Raw genomic sequence first — 15,825 nt, 5'->3', positions numbered from 1 at the left:
GTCGCAGCCGCGTCGTCACGGTTTGCGTCCGCCCGGTGTGGCCGGCTTTCGCGCGGATGCGAAATCAAAAGTCAGCGGCGCAGGCGGTTGCCGAGGACGAAGCCGAACAACCCCATCAGCACGATCCCCGCTGCCCCCTGCAACCCGACCAGCAGGTTGGTGACGCGGCCCAGCGGCTTCACCCCGATCTCGGGTGGGTTGGCGGTCATCATGTTGAGCGCGCTGTAGCTGACGAGATCGAGCGGGTTGTAGGTCGGCGCGTTCTCGCCCTCGTGGAAGAGCCCGCCCGTCGCCCCATAGGCCCCGGCGAACAGGAAGATCCCGACGAGGAAGGCACGGGCGATCCGCGACAGGCTCTCGCCGTAGTCGCACAGCCACTCGACGAAGCGGTCGGCGATCCAGCGGTAACCAGAGCTCAGCGTTCCCCGCACATCGCGGGCGAAAAAGGCCTCGCGGGCCCGCACGCCGGCATGGCGGCGGCCCATGCGGCGCCCGCGCTTGTAGGCCCAGCTCGCGCCCTCGGGGCTGCCGATGCTCTGAAGGTTGCGCTCGAGCGCGAGATAGCTCGCCTGGGCCGCCTCGTACTCGCCCGCCGCCTCCTCGCCGACCATCCCGCCGATCTGCTCGACGGAGAGCCGCACGCCTTCCAGCCATGCGCCGGCAAAGCGCGCGCGGTGCAGCTTGCACGTCGTGAGGTCGAGCCGCACGAGGCTGGTGCGGGAGAAGTCGGCCCCCGACAGGTCCGCCCCGTCGAGGTGGGCCCCGGAGAAGTTGGCGCCGCGCAGCCGCGAGCCGACGAGCCGCGCCTTCTTCAGGCTCGCCCCCTCGAAATCCGCGCCGGTCAGGTTGCAGTCGGAGAGGTTGGCCTCGTCGAGCCGGGCCTTTCGGAACACGGAATCGTCGGCATCCGCCCCGGTGAAGTCGGTGCCCCACAGGTCGGCTCCCTCGAAGCGGGCGCCATCGAGCAAAGCCTTGTCGAGCCGGGCAAAGCGCATGGTGGCGCCGGAGAAGTCGGCATCCTCCAGCATCGCCTCGCGGAAGGAGGCTTGCCCGCCGGCAATCCCGGTAAAGCGCGCGCCGCTGAGGTCGGCGCCGGCAAAGTCCGCTTCCTCTAGGCAGGCATTCGCGAAGCCGGCCGAGCGCGCGAGGGCTCCGGCGAGCGAGGCGCGACGCAGGTTGGCGTCGGAAAAGTCGGTCATCTCCAGCCGGGCGTCGGCGAGGTCGGCGCCGGCGAGGTCGAGCCCGCCCACGCCCTCCATCCACCAGCGCGGCGGCGCCGTCGGATCGATGTGACCGTTCAGCGCGGCGCGCGACAGGGTGAGCCCGGCCAAGTCGTCGCGCCCGGCGATCGAGAACGGCACCTCGTCGTCCGAGAGACGCGCGAGCAGCGCTGCGACGCGCGGATCATCGCCCTCCGCATCGCCCTGTCGCACCGCAAACGCCTCGCATGATCCCGCCGCCAAGCCCCATAGCCGGCCCGGCCCGAGCGACACAAGGCGAGGGGCCGTGGGAGGGACGCGGTTTTGCAAATGATCCTATGCTACCGCAACGGCTTTCCGTGCGTTGTGTGGCCACAGCGCGTGCGGCGCGAGAAGGGGTTCAGGCGTGTCGGGCAAAATCCTGCTGGTGGAAGACCACGAGGAGATCTGGGATTTCCTGTCCCGCCGGCTCAAGCGCCGCGGCTACGAGGTCGTGCTCGCCCATGACGGCGAGGCGGGCGTGCAGCAGGCCCGCGCCGCCCAGCCCGACGTGATCCTGCTGGACATGAACCTGCCGATCCTCGACGGGTGGTCGACCGCCCGCGCCCTGAAGGCCGCGACCGATACCCGCGCCATCCCGATCATCGCGCTGACCGCCCACGCCATGTCGGGCGACCGCGACAAGGCGATCCAGGCCGGCTGCGACGACTATCACCCCAAACCGATCGATTTCCCCAAACTGCTCACCCAGATCGGCACGGCGATCGGGGCGGGGGATTGAGGCGCCTGGCCCGCCCCCACCGCTCCTGACATTCCCTCACCCGAACGGGCCCCGTTGCCCATGAGGACGCCATGACCACCGATCCGGTCACCACGCGGCTCCTGCGGCAGGCGCTGCCGGTGGTGACGACGCTCGCCTCGATGCTGCTGGTCGTGACGCTCGCCGGCGCGCTGTATTTCGGCCGCGACATCCTCGTGCCGGTGGCGCTCGCCATCCTGCTGAGCTTCGTCCTCGTGCCCGCCGTGCGGGCCCTGCGGCGCGTCCGGGTGCCGCGGGTGGCGGCGGTGCTGCTGGTGGTGGTGCTCGCGTTCGGCCTGCTCGGCGCCATCGGCAGCCTGATCGCCCGCGAGGCGGCACAGCTCGCGACCGATCTGCCGCGCTACTCGCTGACCCTGCGCGACAAGATCACGGCCCTGCGCGCCGCCACCGCCGAGCGCGGAAGCCTGTCGGACACCTTCTCCGGCTTCTTCGACATGGCCGAAGAGATCGGCAAGGAGTTGCAGCCGCCCGCCGCCAAGACCAAGTCCGAGACCAACGCGCCGCTCGGCACGGCGGAGCGGCCGATGCAGGTCGAGATCCACGCGCCCCGCACCGGACTGCTGACGACGCTCGGCAGCGTGGCGGGCGGGGTGCTGCACCCGCTGGCGACGCTCGGCCTGATCCTGCTGTTCACGATCTTCATCCTGCTCCAGCGCGAGGATCTGCGAAACCGCGCGATCCGGCTCGCGGGGTCGAGCGACCTGCGCCGCACCACCGCGGCGATCGACGACGCCACGAGCCGGCTCAGCCGGTTCTTCGTGGCGCAGCTCATCCTCAACGTCGCCTTCGGCCTCGTGATCGGCGTGGGCCTGTGGTTCATCGGCGTGCCGAGCCCGATCCTGTTCGGCGTCATCGCCGGCATTTCGCGCTTCGTGCCCTATGTCGGCGCGGTGCTCTCGGCGGCGCTGCCGCTCGCCATCGCCGTGGCCGTCGATCCCGGCTGGTCGATGGCAATCCAAGTCGCGATCCTGTTCGTCGTGATCGAGCCGATCGCCGGCCACGTGGTCGAGCCGCTGCTCTACGGGCACTCGACCGGTATCTCGCCGATTGCGGTGATCCTCGCGGCGACGATCTGGACCTTCCTGTGGGGGCCGATCGGCCTCCTGCTCGCCACCCCGCTGACGGTCTGCCTCGTGGTGCTCGGCCGCCATGTCGAGCGGCTGTGGTTCCTCGACGTGATCCTCGGCGACCGCCCGGCGCTCGGGCCTCAGGAGATCTTCTACCAGCGCATGCTGGCGGGCGATCCGGCCGAGGCCGTCGATCAGGGGCGGCTGTTCCTGAAGGAGCGGGCGCTCGTCACCTACTACGACGAGGTCGTGCTTCCGGGCCTGCGCATGGCCCAGGAGGATGCGGCGCGCGGCATGCTCGACCGGGAGCGGCAGGGCGAGGTCGGCGCCGGCTTCCGCACGGTGGTCGAGGCGCTGGGGCTGGCGCGCAAGCGCGGCATGCCGCGGCGCTCCCGCAAGCCCATCGGTGCCGAGGCCGAGGCCGCCTTCGCCGCGGTGGGGCCGGACCGCCACACCGCCGGCATCGTGCTCGGCCCGGACGATCTCGCGTCGGCCTGGCGTGGCGAGGCGCCGGTCCTGTGCGTGCCGAGCGGGGGCGCCTTCGACGAAGCCGCGACGCTGATGCTCGCTCAGACGCTGTCCCGCCACGGGCTCGGAGCGCGGGTGGCGCCGGGCGACGCGTTGCGGAACGGTCTGCCCGAGGGCGAGCGCCCGGCGATGATCTGCTTCTCCTATCTCGACCCGATCAGCCTGTCGCAGATCCGCCTGACCATCCGTCGCGCCCGCAAGGCCGCGCCGGGGGTGACGATCCTCGTCGGCTTCTGGCGCGAGCGCGACCCGGCCTCCCTCGGCCGCCTGCGCCGGGCGATCTCCGCCGACCTGCTCGTGACCTCGCTGAGCGACGCCCTCGACGCCGCATTGGCGCGGGCGCGGGCCGGGACAGCCGCCCCGGCCTCGCCCCGGCTTCGGCAGGCGGCGGAGTAGGGCTAAGCCGGGCGAACCCCGTCAGGACAGAGCCACCAGGGCGACGCCCGCGATCATCAGCGCTCCGCCGAGAAGGCGTGTGATGCTCGCGGGATGGACGGCGAAGCCTTCGAGCCCGAAATGGTCGAGCATGATCGAGGTGACGACGCCCGCGGTCACGAGAAGGCCGAGGAAGGCCGCCGCGCCGATCCGCTGCGCGACGAAGAGCTGGGCCAGGATGACGCCGGCGCCGAGCGCACCACCGAACCAGGCCCAGATCGGCGTCTGGCCGGCTTGCTGAAGGCTCGGCAGGTGCAGCCGCCCGGTCGCGAGGCCGATGCCGAGCATGGTGACGGTGCCGACCAGCATCGAGACGAGCCCGGCTGCGAAGGGCTGCTCGCCGAAGGATTTGGCGAGCTGCGTGCTTTGGCCGGGTTGCACGGCCGTGGCGATGCCGGCGAGCAGGGCAATGCCGTAGAGGAGGATCATCGTTTCGGGTTCCTGCGGCGCGCCGCGATGAGGGGTCCGGATCCCGCGCGATCCCTGGACGATTCTTCGAAGCCTCCGTTGAAGGCTGCCTGCTGACGGGGGTGCGCGGGAAACCGGGGCCCGCCCGCGCCGTTCCGTGGCGCGAGACCATCAGCCGCGGTTCATCAAGCGCAGCCTATGGAGGCACACGCGCCGCGCGGAGCCCGCATTCCGGCGCCTCCCATCGGCTTTCCCGGAGCCTGTCCGTGCCGCCCGTTTCCCCCACGCCGTCGCGCCTCGACACCCTCATCGCCATCCCCGTGCGCAACGAGGCCGAGCGGATCGCCCGCTGCCTGACGGCGATCGACCGGCAGACCGGCCTCGCGCCGGGGCGGCTCGGGCTGGTGCTGTTCCTCAACAACTGCACCGACGACACGGCGGAGATCGTCGCCCGTCTCGTGCCGGCGCTCTCGATTCCCGTCCGGGTGATCGAGCGCGTTCATGCCGGGGCGCATGCGGGCTGGGCGCGCCGCGCGGCGATGGACGCGGCGGTCGCGTGGCTCGAAGCGGAGGGGACGGCTTCCGCGACGGCGACGCTCCTGACCACCGATGCCGACAGCATCGTGCCGCCGGATTGGGTCGCGGCCAACCTCGCCGCCTTGGAGGCGGGCGCCGACGCGGTCGCCGGCCGGGTCGAGTTGATCCCGGAGGAGGCGGCCCTGCTGCCGCCCTCGCTGCCCGCCCGCGGCCGACTGGAGGACACCTACGACGCGCTCATCACCGAGATGGAGGCGCGCATCGATCCCGATCCGCACGATCCCTGGCCCTGCCACCGCACCACCATTGGCGCTTCGCTCGCCGTGCGGCTTCCCGCCTACCGCGACGTCGGCGGCATGCCGGAGATTCCGCTCGGCGAGGACGGCGCCTTTGTCGGCGCGCTGCTCCAGCGGGGCTTTCGCGTGCGCCATGACCGGGCGGTGCTGGTGCTGATCTCGGCCCGGCTCACCGGCCGCGCGGCCGGCGGCGTCGCCGACACGATCCGCTCCCGCTGCGAGGAGCCCGACGCCCTGTGCGATGCCCGCATGGAGGCGGTCCCCCGCGCGCTCCACCGCTACGTCTGGCGGGCACGGCTGCGCCGCCTCTACGACGAGGGCCGGCTCACCCGCGATCTCGCCTGGGCGCGCCGGCTCGGCATCACCGAGGCGGAAGCCCGCCGCATCGCCGCCCTGCCGCGGGTCGGCGAGATCGTCGCGGCGGTCGATCGCGCCAGCCCGCGCCTCGCCTACCGCCCGCTGATGCCGCGACAGCTCCCCGGCCAGATCCGGCTCGCCCGCCTCATGCTGCCGCTGCTGCGCGCGGGTCTCCGCCTGCGCCGGGCAACGCCGTCCGCACGCCCGGTCGCCCCAACGGCCACCGCCGACGCGTAAAGTCCGGGATCCCAAAGGGGTCACCCCTTTGGCGGGGCGCCGGGGCAGCGCCCCGGCTCACCCACCACCAGGGCTCCGCCCTGGACCCGCGAAAGGGCTTGCCCTTTCGAAACCCCTGAACTTGCTCAGGGAGCCTCGTCGCGCGTCGGGCCGAAGATCGGCTCGAAGGCGGCGCGCAGCGCCATGTCCACCTCGGGCAGGCTGACGATGCGGCCGAGATCGGCCAGGCTCGTGACCCCGTGCTCGCGCACGCCGCAGGGCACGATGCCGGAGAAGTGGGCGAGGTCCGGCTCGACGTTGAGGCTGATCCCGTGCAGGCTCACCCAGCGCCGCACGCGGATGCCGATCGCCGCGATCTTGTCCTCGACGGTCGGCCCCTTGTCCGGCCGGCGCACCCAGACCCCGACCCGGTCCTCGCGGCGCTCGGCCCGGATGTTGTAGGCGTCGAGCGTCGCGATCAGCCACGCCTCCAGGCTCGCCACATAGGCTCGCAGGTCGGGCCGGCGCCGGTTGAGGTCCAGCATCACGTAGGCGATGCGCTGGCCCGGCCCGTGATAGGTGTATTGTCCGCCCCGGCCCGTGCGGTGGACGGGGAAGCGCTCCGGCTCGACGAGGTCGGCGGTCTTGGCCGAAGTGCCCGCCGTATAGAGCGGCGGATGCTCCAAGAGCCAGACGAGTTCATCCGCCTCGCCGCGGGCGATGGCCGTGGCGCGGGCCTCCATCTCGGCCTCCGCCTCTTGGTAATCGACGAGGCTGTCGGTCACGCGCCAGACCACCGGCGGCGCGCCCGCCCGCGGCAGGAATGTCGCGGGTGCGATTGAAAGCCGGGAAGCGGGTGCCGTGAAGGAATTGTTTACCAAGACTTCACCATCGCGTGCGGAAGGTTTTCCGGGTTTTTAACAAACGGAGCATCCGCGCGTGGCGGTCCTGGACGAATTGCAGGTCGATCTCAAGGTCGTGCTGGGGCGCAGCCACATGCCGTTGCACATGCTGCTGCGCATGGGCCGCGGCGCGGTGATCGAGCTGGAGGCCACCGAGACCGACATGGTCGAGATCCTCGCCAACGATCACCCGATCGCCCGCGGGCAGATCGTGGTGACCGGCAACCGCATCTCCGTGGAGGTGACCGAGCTGATCCGCAAGGCCGAGGTGGTGCGCACTCCCGGCGTGACCATCGGCGAGGGCGCCGTGCCGATCCTCGACGACGTGGGCACGATGCCCTGAGCGGTTTTCGAGGCGGCAAAACGCGAAGAAACGAATCCGGCGCTTGTGCACGTCCCGGGCATCTGTTATCCGCTGCGCCGCCCACACAAGACACCGGCCGCCACAAGCGGCACGGCGGCAAGGGCGGCCATGGCGGAATTGGTAGACGCGCTAGCTTGAGGTGCTAGTCCCGCGAGGGGTGGAGGTTCGAGTCCTCTTGGCCGCACCAAACTCTTTCCTGAGTGATCGGAAGGAGTTGGGGCGAAAATCAAAAAGCGAAAATGACCGCGCTCACACAGCGGTCTCACACACGACTTCCCGACGCGGCGCGTTGATGGAAGCATCCCCCGGCGCGGGTCTGTCCGTCCTGGGCGGCGATGTTTCGTGATCGCTCGACTGGCTCGAGGCGCATGGCATCGGCCCGCCATCGATGCTGGGCAAACTTCCTCACGTCCGAAGCGATCATCCCGGCCGATCGGCCGACCATCGCCGTGAGCGGCAGGGTCCGGACGCAGCCGGCTTCGGGAACGCCTTCCTACGCGCGAGCGAACGCTGCTTCACCCGAGACAGGGCTGACGGCGTGACGCTCAGACGACGGCTGGCTGCGGGAAGCGCGGCCGATACCGGCGGCAGAGAACGAACGGGCAGTAGAACTGGAAGATCGTCGACATCCGGTTGTGTGCGAGGAAAAGGTAGCCGGTCGCGCTGTTGAGGATGAAGGCGATCAGGAGGGCCGAGAGCAGGAAGGCGGTGCGCCGCTCAAGGCTCGGATGCGCGAAGATGCAGGACGAGGCCAAGAGCAGGACGAGATAGAACGCGCCGCCGACGAGGCCCAAGCCGACCAGAGTGTCGAGGAAGGTGTTGTGGAAGTCGGGTGTGAAGAAGAACATCTCTCGCTCCCACACATTCCATGCCTTCGAGAATGGGTCGGTGTTGAAAAAACTCAAATAGCCGTAGCCGAACACCGGTCGATCGCGAAAAACTTCGAGGGCGTAGGGCCAGAAGTTGCTGCGCCCGGTGAAGTCGGGGCTGCGGCCGAGCGCGACGGCGATGTCGCCGACCCCGATGAAGGGCAGGAAGAGCGAGAGCAAGATTGCGAACCCGGTCACTGTCGCGAAAATGGCCCGGCCGCAGCCGGGCAGCATCCGGGCGGCCAGGAGCGTCAGGCCCGCCACCGCGATGCCGCTCACGGAAGACATCGAGTTGGCCAGGATCAACCCGAGCGCGAGGATGCCGAGTGCCGGCCCGCGCAGGCCCCGCGGGCTCGCACTGGGCAGGAACAGCAGGATCAGCATCGCGCTCGCGGCGGACATGCCGTGCAGGGTCTTGCTGCCATAGGCGCCGAACAGCTCGCCCGACATCAGCAGGCCCGGCCGGGTGATGTCGGTGCGCACCGCATCGGGCATCACCACCACCATCACCAGGGAGGACGCCACCAGGAAGACGTTGGTCCAGGCGTACAGGCTCAGGAACACGGCCGGATGGACGATGCAGGCCAGCGCCGCGGCGATGGCGATGTTCAGGACGAGCATCCCCGCGGGAACCAGCGACGCCCAGCTATCGGTCGCCCAGCAGGTGGAGAGCAGGATGTAGCCGGCGAACGGAAGGACGGCGACCAGGCAGAGGTCGATCCCGTTGCGCAGCATGTCCCGCAGCACCACGCCGAGGGACAGGACGTAGAGGCAGAGCCAGAGCCCGACATAGAGCAGGTTGTTCCGGTTCGACGGCATCAGCGTCTTGGTGTTGCCGACCTCGTTGTTGCTGCCGAGGAAGAGCACGTAGAAGGCGTTCGCGCACATCAGCACCGCGAAGACGACGAAGGCCGCGCGCCACCGCGCGCCGGACGACCCGATCGACAGCGGCGCGGCCCGGACGGCTTGTGGCGGAAGGCTCGTTTCGGTCAGGCTGGTTGCGGTCATGGCGCGAGGCTCGGGAAAGGCGTTTAGGGCCCCTGCGTCCGCCGATGGCGGAGGGTCTCCGGCCGCAGGGGTGCAGGAGGTGTCAGGCGATCACCGCTTCGCCCGACCCAACCGGGTACCGCGGCAGGGACGCCGCCTCGCCGCGCAGGACGCCGAGGGCGATCGCCGCCAGGATGCCGAGCGCTAGGCCGATCAGCGTTCCGAGCACGAGGACGATGGCCTTGCTCAGGTTCGTCGGCAGTTCGGGCGGGATCGCCGCGCCGATCACGCGGATGTTGTTCACATCGACCTGCGTCTGCTCGATGAGTTCGCGGGAGCGCACGAGATACTGGCCGAACAGCTTGCGCTGGGCCTCGGCCTCCGCCTCCCGTGCGCGCAGCTCGGCGAGCGCGCGGTCGTCGGCGAGCGAGGCCGTCGACATCGTCTCCACCGTCCTGCGCAGCTCCTCCTCGGTCTGCTTGGCCCGGCGATAATCGTTCCGTGCCGCGTCGCCGATCCGCTGCAGCTCCTGGCCGAGCTGATCCTGAAGGGCATCGATCTCGCGGCCGATCGAGTTCAGCTCGGGGTGGCGCGGTCCCAGCACGTTGGCGAGGTTGGCCCGGCGGCGGCGGGCCTCGGTGATCTGGTAGCGCAACTGGATCATGGCCTGGGACTGGACGGCCTCCGACAGGCCGTCGAGCCCGCCGCGCAGAGCGTTCACCTGCTCCATCCGGACGAGGGCCTCGGTGGACCGGGCCCGGGCGGCGGCGAGCTGCGTGTTGAGGTCGCGCAGGCGCCGGTCTCTGGTGAGGGAGCCGTCGGCGCTGACGAGGTCGTGCTCGCTCCTGAAGGTCGCGACCCGGTTCTCCGCGGCGCGCACGGCGGCGCGCAATTCGGCCAGGCGATCGTCGAGGGAGGCGCCGGAGCGGCGCGCGAGCTCGGACCGGGTCCGGTTCGCCTGCTCGGTGTAGAGCGTCACGAGTTCGTTCGCGATCCGGGCCGACTTGTCGGGATCACGGGTCGCGACATGCACCTCGACGACGAAGCTGCGCTCGGCCCGGCGGACGGCGATCTTGCGCTCCAGGGTCTGGAGCGCCGCGCGGCGCGGATCGGGCGAGCGGGGCGGCGACAGGCCGACGCGGTCGAGGATCGCGGCCTTCGCCCGGCGCAGAAGGCCGGGCGGCTCGCCGGCGAATTCGGGATCCTCGTCGAGCCGGTCGCGGGTGATCAGGGCGTTGAGCACCGTGCTCGACCGCAGGACGCGCATCTCGTTCTCGACCGATGCGATCTGCGCGTCGGCGTTGTCGATGCTCGGCGTCACCTCCCGTTCGACCACGCGCAAGGCGCGCGGATCGATGATGACCTGGGCGGTGGCGACGTAGTTCGGTTCCGTCCGCGCGACGACGACCACGCCGCCCAGCGTGCCGAGGATCATCGAGAGGGCGATGAGCCGACGGCGGCGCTTGAGCATCGCCAGGAGTTGCGCCGGCGCGATGGAAGGGGACTGCCCGGCGGACGCGGTAGGCCGATCGTAGGAAGAGAGCGGAATGGCTCCGCGCGTGGCTGTGTAGGTCGTCATGTCGTCAAGCCGGCATCGGCCCCCCAAGCGGCATCAGCGTACCACCGGCTGTGCGACTCGATCGCGACATCCAGCGGTTACCGCCCTCGTCATGCAATGCAGCCGCCGGTTTCATTGCCCCATCCGGGGACAACCGGCGACGATCCGGCCTCGGTCCCAGGGGAGGGGCCCCGAAAGGGCAGGAAGCCGTCCACCGTACCCGCCGGCGCCCATCCCGAACCGGGACTGCGAACCGTATTGTGCCATTGAGGGCGTGCGGCCGTGGGTCGTGTTCCCCGGCAGCCGATTCTCGATGCGAGGGTGGCTCCGCCGCGCTCGGTGTTGGGAGGACGGACGTCATGGCGCGATATCGAACCGACGGAGGTCGCGCTTGAGCGGCCGCCACCGGAATCGCCCGGCTACGACCGGAGACGTGCCCACCCGCACCATGCCGCCGCGAGCGGCTCTTTTCCGCACGGCCGACGGATCGGCGCATTGATCCCATCCGGCGGCAGATAAAGACGCACATTCATTGCCGAAAAATCCCGGGCAATTTTGCCTAAATGACTGATCGGCAAGCGTTTTCGGCAGTGAAATGTTGCAGATCCGGCACATCGGCCTACGATCATGAGAGAAATATAATCCGATCGGCAGATAACAGATCCCGATGGATTGTCGGCGTCGCAGGTTCCCCGCATGGTCGGGCCGTGACCGAAAGCAGAGTCAGAGCAAAGCAGCGTTGAAGCCCGCAGGCGCTCCTGGAACGGAGCCCATCTCTCTGTATTTCGTCGCCAAATGATCGCTCGGCGCAGAACTGACGAAAAAGCGCCCGCTCAGGATGGGAGGGATGAACTATGGCTTTGCCAATCACTTTCAATAATACGACGTATGCTCCCGGCTTTCTCGGAACCGACGACGGTGGCGCATCTGGAAACTTTCAGGTCGATACCGCCTCGACCTATTCTGTCACAGTATCAGGCACCATCAACGCGGTCGGCGATCCCGTCACGCTGACCTATGGAGCCGATGCTCCCGCCGGTTTTGCAGGCACGTCCGTTCAGTTGACCTCGACGCAGTTCGACAATTCGGGCCAGATCCTGTTCGTGAGCAGGGCCATCCCGCCCGGTGAGACGGAGGCCGGCAACTACCGCTACCTCCTCTCGAACACGCAGGTGGTCGGCTCGAACCCGCCTGCCGGCTCCACCCGGACCCGCTTCCTCGCCGACGGCAACAACACGGCCGGCGATTACAACGTCCAGGCCGCGCCCTGCTTCACCACGGGCACGCTCATCCGCACCGCCCGCGGCGAGGTGGCGGTCGAGGATCTGATCGTCGGCGATCTCGCCGTGACGGCCTCCGGCACGCTGCGTCCGATCACCTGGATCGGCAACCGCGCCCTTGATGCCAAGGGCGAGGCGCTGCCCCACAACGAGCAGCCCATCCGGATCCGCGCGGGTGCCTTCGGCCCCGGCCTCCCGGCGCGCGATCTGCGCCTCTCGCACGGCCATCCGGTGCTCGTCGGCGCCGATGCCAACGGCGAGGGCGGCGTGCTGGTGCCCGTGATGTGCCTGATCAACGGCACCTCCGTCTTCCGCGAGCCGGCGACGCAGGTGACCTACTGGCATATCGAGCTGGATGCGCACGACATCCTGCTCGCCGAAGGTCTGGCCGCCGAGAGCTACTACGACATGGGCAGCCGGGTCTGGTTCGCCGGCGAGGACGGCATGCTGACCGATCCGGACTTCGTGCCGGCCGGCGAGCACGGCCGCTGCCGCCCTGTGGCGGTGGACGGCGCCCTCGTGGACGGTGAGCGGCAGCGGCTCGACGGCGTCTTCGCCGCGGAGCTCGATGGGCACAGCGCCTGGGCCGATGCAGCGGTGTGGCACGCCGCGTAACACGGCCCTTCTCGTCACCGACCGCGCGCCTCTGCCGAACCCCGGCAGGGGCGCGTGGCGTTAGGCCTGCCCGTGGCCACCGAGCAGGCCGGATGCGATCCGGGGCGGATGCCCTGGCGCCGCGGTGCCTATATGAAGGCCATCCCTCGTACGGAGATGGCTCATGGACCTCGACGTTTCGCTTCACATCGCCGGCCGCTGGCGCCCCGGTGGCGGCGGCGAGACCCTGGCCGTTCTCAATCCGGCCACGGGCGAGGCGATCGGCCGGGTCGCGGTAGCGACGCGGGCCGATCTCGACGAGGCGCTGGAGGCGGTCGAGCGGGGCTTTGCCGCGTGGCGGCGGGTCTCCGCCTTCGACCGCTCCAAGGTGCTGCGCCGGGCCGCCGCGCTGATGCGCGAGCGCGTGGAGGACATCGCCCGCACCATGACCGTCGAGCAGGGCAAGCCGCTCGCCGAATCACGGGTCGAGACCGGGGTGGCGGCCGACATCATCGAGTGGTTCGCCGAAGAGGGCCGGCGCGCCTACGGCCGGGTCATCCCCGCCCGCGCGGAGGGCGTGTTGCAGATCGTCACCCGCGAGCCGGTCGGGCCGGTGGCGGCCTTCACGCCTTGGAATTTCCCGATCAACCAGGCGGTGCGCAAGCTCTCGGCGGCGCTCTGCACCGGCTGTCCCGTCATACTGAAGGGCCCCGAGGACACGCCGGCCTCCTGCGCCGAACTGGTGCGCGCCTTCCTCGATGCGGGCGTGCCGGGCGACGCGCTCGCCCTGGTCTACGGCGATCCGGCCGAGATTTCCGGCTACCTCATCCCGCACCCGGTGATCCGCAAGATCACCTTCACCGGCTCGACTGCCGTCGGAAAGCAGCTCGCGGCGCTCGCGGGCCAGCACATGAAGCGGGCGACGATGGAACTCGGTGGCCATGCCCCGGCGATCGTGTTCGACGATGCCGACATCGACACCGCCGTGCGGGTGCTGTCCGCCAACAAGTACCGCAACGCCGGACAGGTCTGCGTCGCCCCGACCCGCTTCCTCGTGCAGGAGGGCGTGTACGACCGCTTCATCGACGGCTTCGTGGCCGCCTCGAAGGCGCTCAAGGTCGGCGACGGGCTCGATCCCGAGACGCAGATGGGCCCGCTCGTCCACGGCCGCCGGGTCGAGGCGATGGAGGCCTTCGTGGCCGATGCCGAGGCCAAGGGCGCGCGGCTCCTCACCGGCGGCAGCCGCATCGGCAATCGCGGCCACTTCTTCGAGCCGACCGTCTTCGCCGACGTGCCGCTGGAGGCCCGGATCATGAACGAGGAGCCGTTCGGGCCGATCGCGGCGATCCGGCGCTTTTCCGACGACGCGGAGGCGCTCACCGAGGCCAACCGTTTGCCCTACGGGCTCGCGGCCTACGCCTATACCCGCTCCGGCACCCGGGCGAACCGGTTCGGGGCGGGGATCGAGGCCGGCATGATCTCGATCAACCACCACGGTATCGCGCTGCCCGAAACGCCCTTCGGCGGCGTGAAGGATTCCGGCTACGGCAGCGAGGGCGGCTCCGAGGCGATCGAGGCCTATCTGACGACGAAATTCGTGACGCAAGCCAACGCCTGACCGGCTCGGGGTGGCGCCCTCGCTCGCCACCCCGACCGCCACGTCACCGGTCAAGCGTGTCTCGAAGAACGCCCGGTTACCACCGTCTTTCCTCCCGGCGAGGCAGCGCAGCGGGCGTTCTCAGAGACAGGCGGCCTCCGCCGAGCCGATGCGGCGCCCTTTTCGAGAGAGCGGGACTGCTCTGATCCACAACCTAACTAGAGCAAACGAAACTTTCCTTGGGGTTCGGAGTTTTAACCCTCACGAACTCAAGAAAAGGACAGCTTGATTCAAGCGAGCTGCTCCCAGGGAAGCGCTCGCATGCTGTATCCTCTTTACGAGGCCGGCCATCTTATGCTCGCACCGATGCGCTTGGCGGCGGAAGCCACCAAGCTTGCCTGCGAAAACCCGTTCAATCCCTTCGCCTACGCCCCGCAGAGCCGCACCATGGCTGCGGGCTGCGAGATGTTCGAGCGCGCCACCCGCGTCTACGCCAAGCCGGCCTTCGGGCTCGACGTGCCGGAGAGGGTGGTCTGGGAACGCCCCTTCTGCCGCGTCGTCGCCTTCGGCGAGCCCTCCGCGGAACTCGAGGCCAAGCCGAAGCTGCTGATCGTCGCGCCGATGTCGGGCCACTACGCCACGCTGCTGCGCGGCACGGTCGAGGCGTTCCTCCCCAGCCATCAGGTCTTCATCACCGATTGGTCCGACGCGCGTCAGGTGCCGGCGAGCGCCGGCCGTTTCGGCCTCGACGATTACATCGATACCTGCATCGCCCTGTTCGCGGCGCTTGGGCCGGACCTCCACGTCGCGGCGGTCTGTCAGCCCTCGGTGCCGGTGCTTGCCGCCATCGCCCGCATGGAAGCGGAGGATCACCCGCTCGTGCCGCGCTCGGCCGTGCTGATGGGCGGTCCCGTCGATACCCGCCGCTCGCCGACCGCCGTCAACCTGATGGCCGAGGAGAAAGGCTTCGCGTGGTTCGAGCGGCACTGCATCCACAGGGTGCCGGGCGGATATCCGGGAGCGGGCCGCGCGGTCTATCCGGGCTTCCTTCAGCTCGCCGGCTTCATGGGGATGAACCTCGAGCGCCACCGGGACGCCCACCACGCGATGTTCGACCATCTCGTGCGCGGCGACGGCGACTCGGCCGCCCGCCATCGTGCCTTCTACGACGAGTACCTCGCGGTCATGGACCTGACCGCCGAGTTCTACCTCGAGACGATCGAGCGGGTCTTCATCAGCCACGACCTGCCCCGCGGCACCCTGCGCCATCGCGGCGAACGGGTCGATCTCGGCGCGATCCGCCGCTGCCACCTGATGGCGGTCGAGGGCGAGAAGGACGACATCACCGGCCTCGGTCAGACCAAGGCCGCGCTCGATCTCGCGGTGAACCTGCCCGAGGCGGCCAAGACCTACCACATGCAGCCGGGCGCCGGGCATTACGGCATCTTCAACGGCTCGCGCTTCCGCCAGGATATCGTGCCGTTGGTCTGCAGCTTCATGGAACGCAGCCTGCGGCCCGTTGCGCCGCGCCCGGCCCCGGTCGTGCCGGCACCGGAGCCGAACCCGATTATCCTGCGCCACGGCCCCATCATGCAGCCCCCGCGCGCCACGCCCGCCCGCGCCATCGTGTGGCCCGAGCCTCTGGTCGATCGACCGGGAGCGATCCCGCAGCGGATCGCCCTGTAACCGCCGCTCCCGACCGTTCTCCGCCATCCGCCCATCGAAGCGGCCGCCGATCCCCCGGCGGCCGCTTTGCCGTGGAAGGGACGCTGCGACCCCACCGCGTTTGACCCGTCCCGGCGGTGGAATTA

Annotated in this window: 12 protein-coding genes and 1 tRNA gene; 8 read left to right on the top strand and 5 right to left on the bottom strand. The window is 69.8% G+C overall.

The annotated features are described in order from the left end of the window. Positions 1-71: 71 nt before the first annotated feature. A complete protein-coding gene (locus tag MSPGM_RS21280) occupies positions 72-1,433 on the bottom strand; it encodes a pentapeptide repeat-containing protein (RefSeq protein ID WP_003601314.1) in 1,362 nt (453 codons plus the stop codon). A 172-nt stretch (positions 1,434-1,605) separates the two neighbouring features. On the opposite strand from MSPGM_RS21280, the gene MSPGM_RS21275 reads away from it, so the two are divergent. Both MSPGM_RS21275 and MSPGM_RS21270 read left to right on the top strand, forming a co-directional pair. Next, on the top strand, positions 1,606-1,980 hold the full coding sequence (locus MSPGM_RS21275; RefSeq protein WP_003601316.1) for a response regulator: 375 nt from the start codon (positions 1,606-1,608) through the stop codon (positions 1,978-1,980). A gap of 71 nt (positions 1,981-2,051) precedes the next feature. Beyond that, positions 2,052-4,010: an AI-2E family transporter gene (locus tag MSPGM_RS21270; protein WP_015857423.1), complete on the top strand. Its 1,959-nt coding sequence runs from the start codon at positions 2,052-2,054 to the stop codon at positions 4,008-4,010. Positions 4,011-4,031: 21 nt separating this feature from the next. Here the strand turns inward: MSPGM_RS21270 and MSPGM_RS21265 are convergent, their stop codons facing one another. After that, positions 4,032-4,478 (bottom strand): DMT family transporter, encoded by a 447-nt coding sequence (locus MSPGM_RS21265; RefSeq protein WP_003607395.1) that lies wholly within the window; start codon positions 4,476-4,478, stop codon positions 4,032-4,034. 245 nt (positions 4,479-4,723) lie between these two features. On the opposite strand from MSPGM_RS21265, the gene MSPGM_RS21260 reads away from it, so the two are divergent. After that, complete coding sequence (locus tag MSPGM_RS21260; protein WP_015857422.1) at positions 4,724-5,884, top strand: glycosyltransferase; 1,161 nt, start codon at positions 4,724-4,726, stop codon at positions 5,882-5,884. A 125-nt stretch (positions 5,885-6,009) separates the two neighbouring features. Here the strand turns inward: MSPGM_RS21260 and lipB are convergent, their stop codons facing one another. Then, complete coding sequence (gene lipB / locus MSPGM_RS21255) at positions 6,010-6,702, bottom strand: lipoyl(octanoyl) transferase LipB (protein WP_173390188.1); 693 nt, start codon at positions 6,700-6,702, stop codon at positions 6,010-6,012. A gap of 100 nt (positions 6,703-6,802) precedes the next feature. Between lipB and MSPGM_RS21250 the strand changes: the two genes are divergently transcribed. Then, on the top strand, positions 6,803-7,108 hold the full coding sequence (locus tag MSPGM_RS21250; RefSeq protein WP_003601400.1) for a FliM/FliN family flagellar motor switch protein: 306 nt from the start codon (positions 6,803-6,805) through the stop codon (positions 7,106-7,108). A gap of 123 nt (positions 7,109-7,231) precedes the next feature. Beyond that, positions 7,232-7,316: transfer RNA gene (locus MSPGM_RS21245), tRNA-Leu, on the top strand. A gap of 358 nt (positions 7,317-7,674) precedes the next feature. Here MSPGM_RS21245 and MSPGM_RS21240 read toward each other — a convergent pair. Both MSPGM_RS21240 and MSPGM_RS21235 read right to left on the bottom strand, forming a co-directional pair. Next, the gene (locus tag MSPGM_RS21240) at positions 7,675-9,006 is read right to left on the bottom strand and encodes an O-antigen ligase family protein (protein ID WP_003601399.1); all 1,332 of its coding nucleotides are present in this window, start codon (positions 9,004-9,006) and stop codon (positions 7,675-7,677) included. Positions 9,007-9,088: 82 nt separating this feature from the next. Next, positions 9,089-10,564, bottom strand: a complete 1,476-nt coding sequence (locus MSPGM_RS21235) for a GumC family protein (protein WP_003601398.1) — start codon at positions 10,562-10,564, stop codon at positions 9,089-9,091. A gap of 833 nt (positions 10,565-11,397) precedes the next feature. On the opposite strand from MSPGM_RS21235, the gene MSPGM_RS21230 reads away from it, so the two are divergent. The 3 genes from MSPGM_RS21230 to MSPGM_RS21220 all read left to right on the top strand — a co-directional run bounded on the left by MSPGM_RS21230 (position 11,398) and on the right by MSPGM_RS21220 (position 15,700). Continuing rightward, complete coding sequence (locus tag MSPGM_RS21230; protein ID WP_003601397.1) at positions 11,398-12,438, top strand: Hint domain-containing protein; 1,041 nt, start codon at positions 11,398-11,400, stop codon at positions 12,436-12,438. A 163-nt stretch (positions 12,439-12,601) separates the two neighbouring features. Beyond that, positions 12,602-14,035, top strand: a complete 1,434-nt coding sequence (locus MSPGM_RS21225; RefSeq protein WP_003601395.1) for an NAD-dependent succinate-semialdehyde dehydrogenase — start codon at positions 12,602-12,604, stop codon at positions 14,033-14,035. A 300-nt stretch (positions 14,036-14,335) separates the two neighbouring features. After that, positions 14,336-15,700: a polyhydroxyalkanoate depolymerase gene (locus tag MSPGM_RS21220; protein WP_003601393.1), complete on the top strand. Its 1,365-nt coding sequence runs from the start codon at positions 14,336-14,338 to the stop codon at positions 15,698-15,700. Positions 15,701-15,825 lie beyond the last annotated feature (125 nt).

This window comes from Methylorubrum sp. GM97 (assembly GCF_024347855.1).
In the GTDB taxonomy this organism is placed as follows: Bacteria; Pseudomonadota; Alphaproteobacteria; order Rhizobiales; family Beijerinckiaceae; genus Methylobacterium; species Methylobacterium extorquens.
The sequence above is the reverse complement of the archived record's forward strand: the minus strand, read 5'-3'. Positions and strand labels throughout refer to the sequence as shown.